General features: G+C 70.2%; 12 protein-coding genes and 1 pseudogene. 6 read left to right on the top strand and 7 right to left on the bottom strand.

What is annotated here, in order from left to right; genetic code table 11:
* Nucleotides 1-107: 107 nt before the first annotated feature.
* Entirely contained in the window at nucleotides 108-2,042 is a 1,935-nt protein-coding gene (locus tag FNV62_RS23270; RefSeq protein ID WP_225900341.1) for an IclR family transcriptional regulator C-terminal domain-containing protein, read from the bottom strand.
* A gap of 197 nt (nucleotides 2,043-2,239) precedes the next feature.
* Nucleotides 2,240-3,514 (bottom strand): M6 family metalloprotease domain-containing protein, encoded by a 1,275-nt coding sequence (locus tag FNV62_RS23260; RefSeq protein ID WP_371651576.1) that lies wholly within the window; start codon nucleotides 3,512-3,514, stop codon nucleotides 2,240-2,242.
* A 369-nt stretch (nucleotides 3,515-3,883) separates the two neighbouring features.
* Here FNV62_RS23260 and FNV62_RS23255 point away from each other — a divergent pair, with 369 nt between their 5' ends.
* Entirely contained in the window at nucleotides 3,884-4,528 is a 645-nt protein-coding gene (locus tag FNV62_RS23255; RefSeq protein WP_054233100.1) for a TetR/AcrR family transcriptional regulator, read from the top strand.
* Between the two features lie 204 nt (nucleotides 4,529-4,732).
* Nucleotides 4,733-6,283 carry an MFS transporter gene (locus tag FNV62_RS23250; RefSeq protein ID WP_054233099.1) on the top strand — a complete coding sequence of 517 codons (1,551 nt, stop codon included), beginning with the start codon at nucleotides 4,733-4,735 and terminating at the stop codon, nucleotides 6,281-6,283.
* A 229-nt stretch (nucleotides 6,284-6,512) separates the two neighbouring features.
* Here FNV62_RS23250 and FNV62_RS23245 read toward each other — a convergent pair whose 3' ends face one another.
* Nucleotides 6,513-7,022 (bottom strand): MarR family winged helix-turn-helix transcriptional regulator, encoded by a 510-nt coding sequence (locus FNV62_RS23245; protein WP_054233158.1) that lies wholly within the window; start codon nucleotides 7,020-7,022, stop codon nucleotides 6,513-6,515.
* A gap of 128 nt (nucleotides 7,023-7,150) precedes the next feature.
* Here FNV62_RS23245 and FNV62_RS23240 point away from each other — a divergent pair, with 128 nt between their 5' ends.
* Nucleotides 7,151-7,963, top strand: coding sequence for a dioxygenase (locus FNV62_RS23240; protein WP_144315624.1), 813 nt, complete (start codon nucleotides 7,151-7,153; stop codon nucleotides 7,961-7,963).
* A 12-nt stretch (nucleotides 7,964-7,975) separates the two neighbouring features.
* Here FNV62_RS23240 and FNV62_RS23235 read toward each other — a convergent pair whose 3' ends face one another.
* Nucleotides 7,976-8,524 carry a GNAT family N-acetyltransferase gene (locus tag FNV62_RS23235; RefSeq protein ID WP_097285101.1) on the bottom strand — a complete coding sequence of 183 codons (549 nt, stop codon included), beginning with the start codon at nucleotides 8,522-8,524 and terminating at the stop codon, nucleotides 7,976-7,978.
* A gap of 169 nt (nucleotides 8,525-8,693) precedes the next feature.
* Here FNV62_RS23235 and FNV62_RS23230 point away from each other — a divergent pair, with 169 nt between their 5' ends.
* Both FNV62_RS23230 and FNV62_RS23225 read left to right on the top strand, forming a co-directional pair.
* On the top strand, nucleotides 8,694-9,695 hold the full coding sequence (locus tag FNV62_RS23230) for an RNA polymerase sigma factor RpoD/SigA (protein WP_054233096.1): 1,002 nt from the start codon (nucleotides 8,694-8,696) through the stop codon (nucleotides 9,693-9,695).
* A 541-nt stretch (nucleotides 9,696-10,236) separates the two neighbouring features.
* Nucleotides 10,237-10,839 carry a TetR family transcriptional regulator gene (locus FNV62_RS23225; RefSeq protein ID WP_413083921.1) on the top strand — a complete coding sequence of 201 codons (603 nt, stop codon included), beginning with the start codon at nucleotides 10,237-10,239 and terminating at the stop codon, nucleotides 10,837-10,839.
* 77 nt (nucleotides 10,840-10,916) lie between these two features.
* Here FNV62_RS23225 and FNV62_RS23220 read toward each other — a convergent pair whose 3' ends face one another.
* Entirely contained in the window at nucleotides 10,917-11,972 is a 1,056-nt protein-coding gene (locus tag FNV62_RS23220; RefSeq protein ID WP_144315623.1) for a helix-turn-helix transcriptional regulator, read from the bottom strand.
* A gap of 61 nt (nucleotides 11,973-12,033) precedes the next feature.
* On the opposite strand from FNV62_RS23220, the gene FNV62_RS23215 reads away from it, so the two are divergent.
* A complete protein-coding gene (locus tag FNV62_RS23215) occupies nucleotides 12,034-13,608 on the top strand; it encodes an MFS transporter (protein WP_179858199.1) in 1,575 nt (524 codons plus the stop codon).
* Between the two features lie 102 nt (nucleotides 13,609-13,710).
* Here the strand turns inward: FNV62_RS23215 and FNV62_RS55775 are convergent, their stop codons facing one another.
* Together FNV62_RS55775 and fxsT are read right to left on the bottom strand one after the other, a co-directional pair.
* Nucleotides 13,711-14,613: a tetratricopeptide repeat protein gene (locus FNV62_RS55775; RefSeq protein WP_144315622.1), complete on the bottom strand. Its 903-nt coding sequence runs from the start codon at nucleotides 14,611-14,613 to the stop codon at nucleotides 13,711-13,713.
* A 79-nt stretch (nucleotides 14,614-14,692) separates the two neighbouring features.
* Nucleotides 14,693-16,561 (bottom strand): annotated as a pseudogene (gene fxsT, locus FNV62_RS23205) (FxSxx-COOH system tetratricopeptide repeat protein); the annotation flags it as partial.
* Nucleotides 16,562-16,705: the final 144 nt, after the last annotated feature.

Raw genomic sequence — 16,705 nt, 5'->3', positions numbered from 1 at the left:
GGGGACCCCCACACCTGCTCCCGCCCGTGTCCGGACCACGTTCCCGTGGCCCGGACACGGGCGTTCACGTGCTCAAACGGTCGTCACAAGGGGTACGCGCCGGCGCGTCACGTCCGCGGTACCCGGCGGAACCGTCCCGCCACCCACAGGTCCTCCTCGATCCGCCCCACCGCGGCCCGCAACTCCGGCAGCACCTCGGCGACGCACTCCTCGGGCGTACGGCGGCTGCTGTGCATCGCGACATTGACGGCGGCCACGACCCGCCCACCGCGCTCGCGCACCGGCACCGCGACCGAGCGCAGCCCCACCTCCAACTCCTCGTCGACCAGGGCGTATCCCTCTTCCCGTACGCGGTCCAGGACGGCCTTCAGGCGAGCGGGGTCCGTGATCGTGCGGGGGGTCAACGGGAGCAGTTCGGTGAGCGGGGGTTCGGGCAGGTCCGCCAGCATCACCCGGCCCAGCGCGGTGGGGTACGCGGGCAGGCGGGTGCCGATGGTGATGTGGACGCTCATGACGCGGCTGGTGGAGACGCGGCCCGTGTACTGGATCTCGTCGCCGGTCAGGACCGCCAGCGACACCGAGTCGTGCAGCCGCTGCGAGAGTTCGGTGAGGTGCGGGGCGGCGATCTCGGCGAGCGAGGTCCGTGACAGGGGAGGGAAGCCGAGGCCCAGCACGCGGGGGGTGAGGCGGAAGACGCGGTCGTGCGCGGTGACGTATCCGAGGTGTTCCAGGGTGATCAGTGCGCGGCGGGCGGTCGCCCGGGCGAGTCCGGTGGCCTGGGCGACCTCGGTGAGGTTCAGTTCGGCGCGGCCCTCGCCGAAGGCGGTGATGACGGTGAGGCCCCGGGCCAGCGACTCGATGAACTCCCGGCCCAGTTCCTGCTTGGAGGCGCCGGTCCAGACGGCGAGGCCGGAGGGGGCGGCGGTGGCGCGGGGCGTGGGCGTGGCGGATTCGGCGTGCTGTGCCTCGCGCAGTTCCCGTTCCATCGCGGCGACGGCCTTCCGTAGCCGGGGCAGCAGGGTGTCGCGCAGATCGGCCGCGGTGTGCCGGCTGGTGTGGCTGACCACGCTCACCACACAGGCGATGCGGCCCGCCTCCCGTACGGGCATGGAGAGCGCGACCAGACCTGGTTCGATCAACTGGTCGTCCAGCGCCCAGCCGGCCTCCCGCGCCTCGGCCGTACGCTGCTCGAAGTCGTCGCCGAGGGTGGGAAGTCGACGTGCGCTTCGCCCGGCGCCCGGCTCCTCCGGCCTGTCCGCCGCGAGGCTTTTCCCGACGGTGAGGTCCTTCCCGACGGTGAGGTCTTTGCCGACGGTGGGGTCTTTGCCGACGGTGGGGTCTTGGGCGGCGGTGAGATCCTTGCCGTTTTTGCGGTTCGTGGGGTTCGTGCGGTTCGCGCCGATCCTGTCCTTCTCGTCGTTTCGGTCGTCCTCGCCGTACTCGATCGGCCGGCTCCGCGCCGGGACCGCCGGAAACCCCCGGTCCTCCGGGTCGGCCGCGCGCCGCTCGTGCCACCGTGCCCACTCCCGATCGCCCCACTCGGTGGCGAACAGCGGGCCGGGCGCGGTGCGTTCGGCGGGCAGCAGGTCGCCGATGCGGAAGCTCAGCGACATGGCGCGGCGCCGGGTCGCCTGGTGGATGAAGCGGATGCCGTCCTGGTCGCCGACCGCGAGCGAGACGGACTCGTCGAGCTCGTCGGCGAGGGCGTCGGCGTGCGCGTCGAGGAGGCGGGGCAGGCGCAGGGCGGCCAGGTAGGCGTTGCCGAGTTCCATCAGACGGGGGGCCAGGACGGCGTCGCGGCCGTCGAGGCGTACGTACCCCCGGCGCGCCAGGGTCGCGGTGATCCGGTCGACGGTGGAGCGCGCGAGCCCGGTGGACCGCTCCAGACCGCTGAGGCTGGACACTCCGTCGGCGTCGGTCAGCCGCCGCAGTACGGCGATACCGCGGATGAGGGGGGTGACGGCCTCGGCGGGCACCACGGCCTCGGCGCCCGCGGCGCTGCTGGTGCCGGTCCCGGGGGCCGGTGCGACATTCGATGGCATGGGCTCTCCGATGCGGATCTCTGAAGAGACGCAGTCGCGGATCTCCGAAGAGACTCAGAACAGACACCGTAGTCCTTGCACGGCCAGGTCAGCAGGTCGGAGGCCGGGAGGGGCGGGTGAGAGAACGGTCGAGGGCCGGGGGAGCGGCCGGGCAGGGACCGAGGGGGCGGCCGGTGAGGGAAGGGGGGAGCGGACGGTCAGCGGCGGGTGACGGACACCCGGTAGTCACCGTTCGGATCCGACGCCGTGACCGCGATCGTGATACCGGTCTTGGGGTCCTTGAAGGACTCGCCGGGGGTGAAGGGGGCGTCGGAGAGTTCCGCGTGGACGTTGGGGCTGCGGGTGCAGCCGCCGCTGTGGCGCTTGGAGTCGTAGACGGTGATGGGGCCGTTTCCGGTGTCCACGCCCGCGTCGACCTTGTAGATGAGGATGCCGGGGCGGCAGACGGCGGAGTCGTTGCCCTCGTGGGTGCGCAGTTCGAAGGCGTACCCCGTCTTGGTGCTGGTGGGTACGAAGACCAGCTTCTCGCCGCCGGGCCGGGACAGCGGGGTGAGGGTGTACTCCGTCGTCCCGGGCGACGCGGCGCATCTGACCTGCGACTCGTCGAGCCAGCCCAGCTTCCACTTGTGCCAGCCGAGGAGGTCGTTGTCGGCTCCCCAGTCCTCGCTCATGATGTCCCAGTGGCCGACCGCGCCTCCGCCCTCCGGGGTGTAGAGGTCGGGCAGGCCGAAGGTGTGGCCGTTCTCGTGGGGGAGTACCCGGTAGCCGGTCTCGGCGTAGGAGCCGGAACCGTCGTCCTGGCGGCTGTAGACGAAGGACGCGTTGGAGACGGGGACACCGTCGGCTATGGGTGCCTCGGTGTTGCCGGCGAAGGTGACGGACAGGACGGTGTCCAGGGCGGAGGGTCCGGCATTCGGCGTCACCAGCACGTTCAGGAGGTCGTACGAGCGGAAGTCCACCTCGGGGTCGGCCGTGGCCACTATGTCCTGGACCAGATCGCGGTAGCCGGGGTCGAAGGGGGCGCCGCGTTCTATGCCGTACGCCTTGAAGGGCTTGGGCATGCGCAGCCAGTGGTGGATGGGGGTCTCGGGGCGGTAGTCGAGACGGCCGTAGGAACTGGTGCGAAACCAGTTCTGGGTCTGCGGGAAGAACTCGGCGAGCCGGTCGAGTGCGCTGCCCGGGCCGGGCGCGTCGGAGAAGTCGACCATCAGGGTGAGGGCTCGGACGATGCCGGTGGAGCGGGCGTATCCGGGTTGGGTCGGTATGCCCTCGCCCATCTGTACGCCCATCGGGCCGGTGATCATGCAGGGACCGAGCGCCGTGGAGCGGGCCAGCGCGATGGAGCCCGCCGTCGTGGAGCCCGCCGGGAGGTGACCGGTGCCGGCGGAGGTGCTGACCGTCAGCGTCAGAAGGGTCACCGAGGCGAGGGCGGCCACGCGGCGCGAGCGTATCCGGCGGGTGGTGGGCTGCATCGGCTGCATGCAAGGGCCCTTCGCTCACGGCAGCCGCCCGGTCACCGGCTGCACCCTGTGCGATCACCCTGTGACGGGGGATGCGGGGGCGCGCGCTGGAAGAGCCCGAACGTGGGTTTCTTGCCGGGGGAAGGGTGACGGGAGCCGCGTCGGAGGTTTGCCGTGGGGCGGGGTGGGGCGGATGTGCGGGCGTGGGGTGGGGCCGTCCCCCCGCCCCCCAACGCTCAGTGACGCAGGTCACACCAGATCTCTGGGAATGCGGGAAATAACCGGGGACCGTTTCCCCGTTTAGCCATGTGTCCGAGCGAAACGGGGACGGATTCCCCGGATCGCGCCACAGTCTTCCTACCTACGTCTGAGGAGTACGCCGTGGAGACCGCCACCCCCGTGAAGCGTCGCGTGCCCCGGCCCCGCGCCGATGCCCTGCGCAACCGGGAGCGGATCGTCGCCGCCGCGCGTGAGATGTTCGTCGAGTTCGGCCCCGACGTGCCGTTCGACGAGATCGCCCGCCGCGCCGGTGTCGGCAACGCCACGGTGTACCGCAACTTCCCGGACCGCGACGCGCTCGCGCGGGAGGTCGTCTGCTCGGTCATGGACCGCACGTCGGAGTGGATCGAGTCGGCTCTCCTGGAGGGCGGCGACGCCTTCCAGGCGCTGAGCGACTTCGTGCACTTCGCGGCGGACGAGCGGATCGGCGCCCTGTGCCCCATGCTCTCCGAGGCCTTCGACCAGCACCACCCGGATCTGTTCGCCGCACGCGAGCGGACCATGGAGATGGTCGACGCGCTGATGAGGCGCGCCCGCGAGGCCGGACAGTTGCGGCCCGACGTCGAGTCGGGTGACCTCATGGTCGCCGTCAGTCAGCTCACCCGGCCGCTGCCCGGCACCGCGTGTCAGGGCATCGACCGCTTCGTGCACCGTCATCTGCAGCTGTTCCTGGACGGTCTGCGGGCACCGGCCCGCTCCGTACTGCCCGGAGTGGCGGCCACCGTGGAGGATCTGCGAACAGCCTGACCAGCAGCCCGATCAGCCCGACCAGCCCGACCGATGAGATCAGGCCGACCGATGAGATCGGCCCGACCGATGAGATCGGCGCACCGCGCCAGTCCGTAGTCCGACAAGCTTCCGGAGGCTTGCGGCCGTCGACGACGACGAGCCGCCGGCTCCCGTGACCTTCCCTCACCTTTTTCACTGCGAAGTACCGGAGTGGGTATCCCCATGTCTGAAACAGGCACCTCAGCCTCGGCAAAGTCGGCGGCCGAACTCGCCGACGCACACAGCAACCGCTGGAAAGCGCTCGCGTTCATCGCGCTCGCCCAGCTGATGGTCGTCCTCGACGCGACCATCGTGAACATCGCGCTGCCCTCCGCCCAGCAGGACCTGGGGATATCGGACGGCAACCGTCAGTGGGTCATCACGGCCTACGCCCTCGCCTTCGGCGGTCTGCTGCTCTTCGGCGGCCGTATCGCCGACCTGTGGGGCCGCAAGCGCACCTTCGTCACCGGCCTGATCGGCTTCGCGGGCGCCTCCGCCATCGGCGGCGCCGCGCAGAGCGAGGCGATGCTGCTCGGCGCCCGCGCCCTGCAGGGCGCCTTCGGTGCCCTCCTGGCCCCCGCCGCGCTCTCGCTGCTCGCGGTGATGTTCACCGACGCCAAGGAGCGCGCCAAGGCGTTCGGCATCTACGGTGCGATCGCCGGTGGCGGCGGCGCCGTCGGCCTGATCCTCGGCGGCTTCCTCACCGAGTACCTGAACTGGCGCTGGACGTTCTTCGTGAACATCCCGTTCGCGATCATCGCCGCCCTGGGCGCGTACTTCGTCATCCGTGAGCCGGCCGGCGGCCGCAACCGCTCGCCGCTCGACATCCCCGGTGTCATCCTCTCCACCCTGGGTCTGGTCTCCCTGGTCTACGGCTTCACCCGCGCCGAGTCCAACGGCTGGAGCGACTCCACCACCATCGGTCTGTTCGTCGCCTCGGCGGTGCTGCTCGCGGCCTTCGTGTTCACCGAGTCCAAGGTCAAGGCCCCGCTGCTGCCCCTGCGCGTCATCACCGAGCGCAACCGCGGCGGTGTCTACCTCTCGCTCGGCCTCGCGATCATCGCGATGTTCGGTCTGTTCCTGTTCCTGACCTACTACCTGCAGATCGTGAAGGGCTACTCGCCGGTCAAGACCGGCTTCGCCTTCCTGCCGATGATCGCGGGCATGATCACGGGCTCCACCCAGATCGGCGCCCGTCTGATGACCCGCGTCCCGCCGCGCCTGCTGATGGCACCGGGCTTCGCCCTGGCCGCCCTGGGCATGCTGCTGCTGACCCAGATGGAGATCAACTCCTCCTACGCGGGTCTGCTGCTCCCGGCCCAGCTGCTGCTCGGCCTGGGTATGGGTACGGCGTTCATGCCCGCCATGTCCCTGGCCACGTACGGTGTCCAGCCGAAGGACGCCGGTGTCGCCTCCGCGATGGTCAACACCTCGCAGCAGGTGGGCGGCGCGATCGGTACGGCCCTGCTGAACACGATCGCCGCCTCGGCGACCACCTCGTACATCAAGGACCACATCGCCGGTGCCACCTCCAAGCCGCAGCAGCAGCTCGTCCAGCTGCAGGGCATGGTGAACGGCTACACCAACGCCATCTGGTTCGCCGTCGGCATCCTGGTGGTCGCGGCCACGATCGCCGCGACCCTCGTCAACACCGGCCGCCCGGACATGTCCGCGGCCTCCGGCGCGGGCGACGGTGTCGAGGACGAGGTCAAGGTGCCGGTGATCGCCCACTGATCACCCGTACCGCCCGTACCGCCGCTGGTACCTCCGGTGCTTCAGGTGCTTCGAGTACGGGCGCGGGGTGGGGACGCCTCGCCCGTACGATTCCCAGGGTCCGCCCCGGTTCCGAGTTCATCGGGACCGGGGCGGACCCGCGTCCACCCCCCGGTCAACCCGGTCACCCCACCCCCCGGCCAACCCGTCACCCCATCAACCCGTCCGCCCGGTCAACCCGTCTACCCGATCAACGCAGCCAAGGCAGGTCCGCGCCCGCGTCCTTCGGCTGCAGCCCCTCGGCGATGATCCGCATGGCCTCGCCGAGGGATTTGTGCTGTTCGGGCGTGAGCCGGTCGAAGAAGGCCTGCCGTACGGCGTCGACATGGCCCGGCGCGGCCTTGCTCAGCACCTCGTAACCGGCGTCGGTGAGGACGGCGAACTGGCCCCGCTTGTCGGAGGGGCAGTCCTCGCGGCGCACCCACCCGTTCTTCTCCAGGCGGGCGATCGCGTGCGAGAGGCGCGAGCGGGTGATCTTCGCGTTCATGGCCAGCTCGGTCATGCGCAGCCTTCTGCGCGGCGCCTCGACGAGCTGGACGAGCAGACCGTAGTAGACGTGCGGCATGCCCGCGTCGCGCTGCAGCTGACGGTCGAGATGGTCCTCGAGGAGGGTGGCGGCGTTCATGTACGCACGCCAGGTGCGCTGTTCCTCGTCGGTGAGCCAGCGCGGCTCTTCAGCGGATGCGGATGCCGTAGTCATGTACTCCACTGTACGAGCCCCTTCTTGAATATTAAACAAATCGGGAGTAGTGTTCTGCATGGAAGCTTGAGACTTCAAATAACTTCCCAATCGGTCTTACGATGGACCCCCCGGAGGGAGTAGCCGCCATGTCTGTCGCCACGTCTGCCGTCGCCGAGGGGCGTGCCCCACAGGAGCGCATGCCCGCCCTCTACCTCAGTCATGGCGCCCCGCCGCTCGCCGACGACCCGATCTGGCCCGGAGAGCTGGCCGCCTGGTCCGCCGAACTGCCCCGTCCCAAGGCGATCCTGATGGTCTCCGCCCACTGGGAGGAGGCCCCGCTGGCCCTCGGAGCGGTCCAGACCGTACCGCTCGTCTACGACTTCTGGGGCTTCCCCGAGCACTATTACCAGGTCCGGTACGCGGCTCCCGGCGCCCCCCAACTCGCCGAGTCCGTACGGAAGCTGCTGCGCGCCCCGGGCATTCCCGTCCAGGACATCCCGGACCGCGGCCTCGACCACGGCGCCTACGTCCCCCTGGTCGAGATGTTCCCCGAGGCCGACATCCCTGTCCTGCAGATCTCCATGCCGACCCTCGATCCGGTGAAGCTGATGGAGATCGGACGCAAGCTGGCGCCGCTGCGCGACGAGGGTGTCCTGATCGTGGGCTCCGGCTTCTTCACCCACAACCTGGCCGCGCTGCGTCAGGGCGGCGTCCCCTCCTGGTCGGTCGAGTTCGACGACTGGGGGCACCGCGCCCTGGACGCCCGTGACTGGGACGCCCTGCTCGACTTCGGCCACAAGTCCCCGGCCGGCCTGCTCGCCCACCCCCGCACCGAGCACTTCGCCCCGCTCTTCGTGACGATGGGCGCGGCGGACGCCACGGGCGAGCTGGACGAGCAGCGGTCGGTGATCGACGGGTTCTGGCTGGGGCTGGCCAAGCGGTCGGTCCAGTTCGGCTAGAGGGCGGTCGGTTCAGTTCGGCTGGAGGTCCTTCTCGTACCAGGCCACATCCCAGTACCGGCCGAACTTCCGGCCCACCTCCCGGTACGTACCGACGTACCGGAACCCGAAGCGTTCGTGCAGCCGCACGGACGCTTCGTTGGGTTGGGCGATGCCCGCGTAGGCGCGGTGCACGTCCTCGTCCGCGAGCGCCTCGAAGAGGGCCTTGTAGAGCAGCGTGCCGACGCCCCGGCCGCCCGCCTCCGGGGCGAGGTAGATGGTGACCTCGACGGAGGTGTCGTAGGCGGGCTTGGGGCGGAAGGGGCTGGAAGTGGCGTATCCCAGAATTCGCTGTGCGTTCCCGGGAACCCCCTGTGAGTCCGTGTCCGTGGCAACCATCAGGCGGTGCGGGCCGTCTTCAGGGTGGGAGAGCAGCCAAGGGCGGCGCTCTTCCGAGGTGAAGACGGCAGTGTCGAATGTGATGGGCGTCTCGCGAACGTAGTGGTTGTAGATAGCCGTGAGAGCGTCGAGGTCGGCCGCGACTCCTGGCCTGACCTGCGCCTCTGTACGTTCCGTTGACATCCGACCTCCCGCTGTGGCGGCACAGGGTACTGCATGATCAGAAAAAGAGGGGGGCGGGTTGGGAATTCTGTCCGGATTCCAGTCGTTGTTTCCTTCGGATGCCGGGCACTCGGAAGAGTGTCCGAGCCGCCACTAGGACCCGCAAGCCCACCATCGCAAGGGAGCACGCATGGCAACCCGTGCCGTCGCCCGTCGTCAGTCCGCCACCGGCGAGACCACCGACGCGGCACGCAGTGTTCGCGCCGTAGGCGGCGAAATCGCCGACCGCGACCTGGTCGGCATGTACCTCGACGAGATCGCGCGTACGCCGCTGCTCGACGCCGCCAAGGAAGTCGAGCTGTCCCAGATCATCGAGGCGGGTGTGTTCGCTCGGCAGATCCTCGACGACGAGGTCGATGCCCCCAAGGCGGACGCGACCCGCGAGGAGCTCGAGGCGCTGGTCGCCGAGGGGGAGCGGGCCAAGGACGTCTTCATCCGCTCCAACCTGAGGCTGGTCGTCGCCGTGGCCCGGCGGTATCCCCGTAGCGGCCTGCCCCTGCTCGACCTGATCCAGGAGGGCAACGCGGGCCTGGTGCGCGCGGTCGAGAAGTTCGACTACCGCAAGGGCTTCAAGTTCTCGACGTACGCGACGTGGTGGATCCGTCAGGCCATCACCCGCTCCATCGCCGACCAGTCGCGCACGATCCGCCTCCCCGTGCACCTGGTCGAGGAGCTGGGCCGGATCCGTCGCGTGCAGCGCGAGTTCAACCGCAAGAACGGGCGCGAGCCCGAGCACGCGGAGATCGCCGCCGAGCTGGACTCGACCCCGGAGCGTGTGACGGACGTCCTGGACTGGGCCCGCGACCCGGTCTCGCTGAACATGTCGGTGGACGACGACGGTGACACCCAGTTCGGTGACCTCCTCGAGGACACCTCCGCGGTCTCGCCCGAGCAGTCCGTCCTCACCCTGCTGCGCAGCGAGGAGCTCGACGACCTGATCGGCCGCCTCGACCAGCGCACGGCCTCGATCATCAAGATGAGGTACGGCATCGACGACGGCCGGGAGCGCACGCTCACGGAGGTCGGCAAGGAGCACGGGCTCACCCGTGAGCGGATCCGCCAGATCGAGAAGCACGCGCTGCTGGAGCTGAAGAAGCTGGCCCGCGACACCGGTTTTGACGCGGCGGCTTAAGAATGTCCGCGGTTCGTGCGGTTTGCGTGGTTCATGTGGTTGGTGTGCCACGTATGGTTCGTACGGGTTCGACGGATCTGACGGATCTGATCGCCCGAGGTCGGCCATAAGTCGACCGGACATGGCCATGTAACGCCGCTTAACTCGCTGGGCTCTGGGCACAAGACTTCAGGGCCCAGGGTTCAGGGTCCCGGGGCGCAGCCCCAAGACCCCCCAGAACCGAGTCCCGACGCACTCCCCCCCCGCGCCGGGACTCTCCAGAGCCGAGCTTCGGCGCCTTCCCCCCCTGGCGCCGGGGCTCGGCTCCTTTTTGTGCAGGGTTTTTGTGCAGGGTCCGGCGGGGTCGGTCGGGCTCGTCCGGGGATGGGGCGGGGTTCGTTCGGGCCTCGCTCCGGGGGGAGCGGTGGTTTTCGGGCAGGCCGACGGGCCACCCCGTACCTGAACCCCGGGGTGACCCGGATGGCAGATTGTGCCACAGGGGCATAACCTGCCGTCCGTGACCGGTACCGACCGCGCGGCCGCCGCTCCCGGGCTCTCGCTCATGGAGCGACGCAAGGCCGCAACCCGGATGGAGATCGCGCGGGCCGCCGCCGGACTCTTCATGAGGCACGGTCTGCGCGCCACCCGAGCCGAGGACATCGCTCGCGCCGCCGGTGTCGCGCCACGCACCTTCTACCGCTACTTCGCCGGCAAGGAGGAGTGCCTCGCCCCGCTCTTCTCCGCGGGCGTCGAGAAGTGGGCCGAGGCCGTACGCGACGCCCCGGCCGACCTGTCCGTGCCGGAGGCGCTTCGCCACGCCGCCGTCCAGACCCTCACCCCGGGCGTCGGGGTGCGTCCGGAGTCCATGGACTGGGTCCGCGCTCTGCTCCGGTTGGCCGAGGGGAGCCCGGCGCTGCTGAGGGTGTGGGGCGAGGCGTGTCAGGGGGCCGAGCGGACGCTGGCGCGGGTACTGGAGGCGAGGGCTTCCGTGACGGGCGGCGGGGCGGAGTTCCGGCTCGGCGCCGCCGTGGCCGGTGCGGCGGTTCGCGTGGCGGTGGAGGCCTGGGCCGCCGGTGACGAGCCGGCCGACGGTCCGGCCGGACCGGTCGCGCTCGCGGTACGTCATCTGGAAGCGCTGCGTGACTTCCCCTGGGGCGCCGCGTGACTTCCCCCGGGGCGCCGCGTGACTTCCTCCGAGGAGCCGTGTGAGCGCGCCGCGGACCGGTCAGGCCCGCGCGGGGCTCACCCGGCCCTGACGCCGCGCCCTTCCCGGCGACCGTCTCCGGCCCCGCCCTCCGACCCGTCTCCCGCCCCGCCCTCCGACCCGTCTCCCGCCCCGCCCGCCGCCCGAGTCAGGCGCCCGCCCAACTCCCGTACGCACTCCACCAGTTCCGCCGGCCGTCGCACCGCGAACTCGCAGTCGACCATCGCGAGCCGTACCGCCAGCCACTCCACGGAGTCCCCGGCGGAGGAACGCAGCAGACAGTTGCGCTCGTCGATCGGCTCGGGCGCGCCGAACCACTTGGGCAGGCGGGCCGCGACGAACGCGGCGGGCGCGGCGAAGGCGACCTCGAAGTCGTACGTCTCCTGGCGTCCGTACATCGACTGCCGCAGGTATTCGGCCGCGTTCCCCGTCGGGAGCTCGCGTGGCGTGAAACGGACGCCGGTCGCGAAGGGCTCGGCGATCCGGTCGACGCGGAAGGTGCGCCAGTCGTCGCGGTCGAGGTCGTAGGCGACGAGGTACCAGCGACGGCCGGTGGAGACGAGGCGGTAGGGCTCGGCCAGGCGTCGTGAGGGGGTGTCGTCCCCCGAGCGATAGGCGAACCGCAGCCGTTCCCGCCCGGTCACCGACGCGGCGATCACGGTCAGCGTCTCGGGCGCGATGCTCGCCCCGTCCCCGCTGGTCAGTGGGGTGGTCGCGGCCTGGAGCGTGGACACGCGGTGGCGCAACCGGGACGGCAGAACCTGCTCCAGTTTGGCGAGGGCCCGCACCGAGGCCTCGTCGACGCCCTCGACCGCGTGCCCGGCGCCGGCCCGCAGTCCCACCGCGATCGCCACCGCCTCCTCGTCGTCGAGCACGAGCGGCGGCATCGCCTTGCCCGCCACCAGCCGGTACCCGCCGTCGGCCCCCTTCGTCGCCTGCACGGGATAGCCCAGCTCCCGGAGCCGGTCGATGTCGCGGCGGACGGTACGCCGGGACACGCCCAGCCGCTCGGAGAGCTCGCCGCCGGGCCATTCGCGGGGTGTCTGGAGGAGGGAGAGCAACTGGAGGAGCCGGGCCGGAGTGTCCGTCGTCATGTTTCCAGGGTGCCGCACATCTAGGACGTGATCTGACCTAATAGGGGTCTACCTTCAAGCCATGACCTCCACCGAGACCACTCTCAACAGTCCGGCCGAGCCGCCGCAGGGCCCGGCAGCCGTGGCCGACCGACGGCGCTGGTTCGCGCTCGCCATCGTGATGACCGCGGCCTTCATGGACCTGGTCGACGTCACGATCGTCAACATCGCGATTCCCTCGATCCAGCGGGACGAGGGCGCGTCTTTCAGCCAGATCCAGTGGATCACCGCCGGCTACGCGCTCGCCTTCGCCGCCGGGCTCATCACCGGTGGACGGCTCGGCGACATCCACGGCCGCAAGCGGCTCTTCCTGGTCGGCATAGGCGGCTTCACGATCGCCTCCGCGCTGTGCGGCTTCGCCGCCAACCCGGAGATGCTCGTCGCCTCGCGCATCCTGCAGGGCGGGATGGCCGCGCTGATGGTGCCCCAGGTGCTGTCGATCGTGCACGCGACCTTCCCGGCACACGAGCGGGGCAAGGTCTTCGGCCTCTTCGGAGCGATCGTCGGCCTGGGCGCGGTGTCCGGCCCGCTGCTCGGCGCGCTGCTCACCGAGTGGAACCTCTTCGGTCTCGAGTGGCGGCCGATCTTCCTCATCAACCTGCCGGTGGGCATCGCCGCGCTGATCCTGGGACGACGCTTCATCAGCGAGTCCAAGGCCCCGAAGGCCCTCAAGCTCGACCTCGTCGGCGTGGCCCTCGTGACGCTGGGCCTGCTGATGCTGCTCTACCCGCTGACGCGCGGGCGTGAGCTGGGCTGGCCGCTGTGGGGGTACGTGTCGATGGGTGGCGCCCTCCTCGTCTTCGCGGCGCTGGTGGCGTACGAGCGGCGGAAGGCGGCGCGGGACGGTTCGCCGTTGGTCGAGCTGTCGCTGTTCAAGGTGAAGAGCTTCGCCGCGGGCATCGCCGTCCAGACCGTCTTCGGGGTCGGCCTCGGCATCTTCTTCCTGGTCTGGACGCTGTACATGCAGGTCGGCCTGGGCTGGAGCCCGCTGCGGGCGGGTCTGACCGGGGTCCCGTTCTCGATCGCGGTCTCGGCCGCGGCGGGCATGTCGGTGCAGCTGCTCGTCCCGCGCTTCGGGCGCAAGGTGCTTCAGGCCGGCGCGCTGATCATGGCGGCCGGGGTGCTGCTCTACATCTGGGAGTCCGAGCGGTACGGCCTGTCCATCGCCTCCTGGCAGATGGCGCTCCCGCTGGTCGTCATGGGTGCGGGCATGGGCTTCATCGTGGCCCCGCTGACCGACGCGGTGCTGTCGGAGGTCCCGCGCGAGCACTCCGGTTCGGCGTCCGGCCTCATCAACACCGTGCAGCAGATGGGCAACGCGCTCGGACTCGGCCTGGTGTCCGTGGTCTTCTTCGGCGAGATCGGCGACCGCCTGACCCCCGCCCAGGTGGGCCCGGCCTTCGTCAACGGCTTCCAGCACGCGCTGGGCTGGGTCGTGGCGGTGATGGTCGCGATCTTCCTGCTGATGTTCGCGCTGCCGAAGCGGCCGGCGCAGCATGTCGAGGGGGCGGAGGACACCGCGGTCGGCGAGCAGGAGAGCGCGAACCCGGCGGAGGGCGCCCCGGTGTCCGGCAGCGAGCCGGCGTTGACGGGCTGAGGTTCTGGTGCCGACGTCCTGGTTGTGTGCCCGTTCTCCGCGTGGGGGACGGGCACCTCTCGTTGCGGATCCTGCGGATGACGTCCTCCGGCGCGGGGTCCGTCACAGCGGCATCGGGTCGATGTCGCAGTCCGCTCGGTGGTCCCGGTCGGAAGCCTGGGTGACCGCCGGGTGGCCGCTGCCCAGGGTGCGCAGGAGACGGTTGTGGGTGTCGCCGTGCAGTGCCTCCGCCTCCTCGACGCGTCCCACGGCCCGCAGGTCCATCGCGAGGTTCGCGGCACAGGCCAGGGTGGAGGGGTGGTCGGTGTCGAAGACCTCCCGGAATCCGCGCAGCGTTTCTGTGTCGAGCCTCAGCGCATCGGCCGCGTCGCCGAGAGCGTAGTGGTCGCTGGCGAGATTGGTCCTGCATACGAGTGTGGAGGGATGCGTCGCGCCCAGCCCCTCCGTGAGCTGCGCCAGCGCCACGGCGTCGATGTACTGTGCGGCCGCCGCGTCGCCCAGCAGCCGGTAGGTGATCGCGAGGTTCACGGCGGCGGACAGGGCGTGTGGATGGTGCTTGCCGTATGTCTCCTCGTACCGGTGGCAGATCTCGGTGCCCAGGCGCAGCGCCTCCTCCAGGTTTCCCCGGTGCCGCAAATGAATGGGCAGCTCAAGGGTGGCAGCCATGGACTCGGGGTTGTGGTCGCCGTACCGACGCACGAGCTCGGCGCGGATGCGCTCCGCCGTCGCCGCGGCCTCCTCGTGCTCACCTGCCTTGCGCAGGGCGACTGCGAGGAGACGGTGGCAGGACAAGGTGATCGGATTGCTGTCGCCGAGCAGTGTGGTGGCCTGCTCGGTGATTTCGCGGTGGTAGGTCAACGCGGTCTCGTAGTAACCGAGTTCACGGAGGTCGACGATCATCCCGAGCCAGGTGCCCAGCGAGGCGATGTGGTCCTGGCCGAAGATCTGTGCGCGTTTGCGCCAGGTCTGCTGGTCCAGTTCGTAGGCACGGGCGAACTCGCCCACCAGGCGCAGGCTCACGCCGAGGTGTCTCCGGGTCGTCCGGACCCATGAGCCGCAGGTACTGCTGGTGCACAGAGTCGGAGAGTTCGAGGGCCTCAGCGAAAGCGCCGCGCACGCGGTGGTCCAGAGCGACGTTACCGAGCGCGTCGAACGTGTCTTGGTGGTGGGGTCCCAGTAGCCTGAGATGGGCCTCCAGCGTGGTCGTGTTGAGCTCGGCGGCTTCCTTGTAGCGGCCCATGTTGAAGTGGACGAACCCCAGCCAGTGGGCGATCTGCAAGGTCTGGGCGTGCTCCTCGCCCAGTCGGCGGGACCAGTCCTCGTACGCGGAACGGGCGAGCTCCAGGCAGGACTCGTAGTCGCCCCAGCGAAGGAGGTACTTGACCTCGTTCACGACCAGCCTGTGCACCCAGGCCTCGTCGGACTGCACCGCGCCGGAGACGACCACGTGAGGGTAGAGGGTGCCGTAACGATCCCAGCGGAGAGCGTTGTCGGGATCGTTGGGGTCGCTCGCGACCAGCAGCATGTGAGCCCCGCGCCGCATGGTGGCCCGGTCTTTCTCGGTCATCCGGAACTGCAGCGCCGCCTGCACCAGCCGGTGCATCTGTAGGGACTTGGCGCGGTGGTTGAAGCGGGCCAGGGAGTAGCGGCCGATGTCGCGGATGGCCTGGCCGAGCCGGATCGGATCCTCCAGGGCGGCGTCCAGCTCGGGGGTGATGGGGCTGGACGGCATCCGCATGAACATGGTCCGCGCGATGGGTTCGGGCGCGTAGAAGGAGCACACCTGAAGCAGCTGGTACGCGGCCGGGCTCTTGGCCTCCAGCCGGTCCAGGGAGATGTTCCAGGCCGCTATCACCGGATGCTGGTTGCCGAGCGGCGCGGTGCCGCGCAGCAGGTCCACGCGCTTCTCGTCGAGCAGCCGCAGGTACTCGTCCACGGGCATGCCCGTCTCCGCGTGCCAGGCGGCGGCCTGCTCGATGGCGAGCGGCAGGTCACCGAGTGCCTCCGCGAGCCGGTCGGCCTCCGCGTCGCTGATCTCCGGGCCGCGTATGCGCAGCAGCTGTTTGCTCTCCTCCCGCATGAAGACGTCGACCTCCAGCGGCTGTGCGACGGAGGCCCATTGGGGATTGCGCGAGGTGACGAGGATGTTGCCCGGTCCTCCGGCCGGGAAGAACTGCCGTACGGATTCCGGGCTTTCGGCGTTGTCGAAGACCAGGATCCAGTTGGCGTAGGGCACGCCGATGCGCAGCGCCTCCAGGACCGAGGCGACGGTCGAGGAGACGTCGGACCCGGTCGGCAGGCCGAGCCGCGGTGCCAGTTCCACCAGGGACAGGGAGATCTGCGCGGTGCGCTCCGCGGAGATCCACCAGACCACGTCGTACTCCGCCATACGACGGTAGAGGTACTCGACGGCCAGCAGGCTCTTGCCGACGCCGCCCATGCCGTGCAGCGTGTGGGGCAGCACGGCGGTCGCCTTCTCCCGCAGCAGCCGCTGGTGCAGCTTGTCGAGGAGTTCCTCGCGGCCCGTGAAGTTCGGATTCCTGGGCGGGATGTTTCCCCAGATCGTGGGCGTGCCGACCACGGGGTGTGAGGCGAACAAGCGAGCAGGGCGGTCGGCGGGTGAGGGGGGTCGTGGTGGCGAGCCCAGCGCCCGGGACGGTGCCGGGGAGGACGCGGACCGCACGGCGCGTTCCCGTACGAGCTCACTGACGGCGTCGGCCGTCCGGCTGTGGCCCTCCAGCAGTGACACCGCGTCGGCCAGCGCGGACAGTCCGTGGTTCGCCGCGATCTCCTCGCGGACGCAGAACCGCACCAGTTCGAGCAGCTGCAGCTGCGTGGTCGCCTGTTCCCGCAGGACCACCGGCCGCCCCAGCCGGTCGCCGATCAGCTCGGCCAGCATCGCGCGGGCACCGCGGTCGCCCAGGACCGGGGAATCGCACAGCGCCTGGACCACGGCCTGCTGCCAGTCATGGTCCGGGCGGGCGCGGAGACCGTCCCTGTCCACAACACCCCCCGAGAAGTTGTGTCCCACAGTCCAGGATACGGACGCGATGACACGGCGTCAGGGCTTCTGCGAGGCCGGAACGTGCGGGGCGCA

The sequence above is a fragment of the Streptomyces sp. RLB3-17 genome, from assembly GCF_007113425.2.
GTDB lineage: Bacteria > Actinomycetota > Actinomycetes > Streptomycetales > Streptomycetaceae > Streptomyces > Streptomyces mirabilis_D.
Note: the sequence above shows the minus strand (reverse complement) of the source record. Positions and strands in the feature narration are given on the sequence as shown.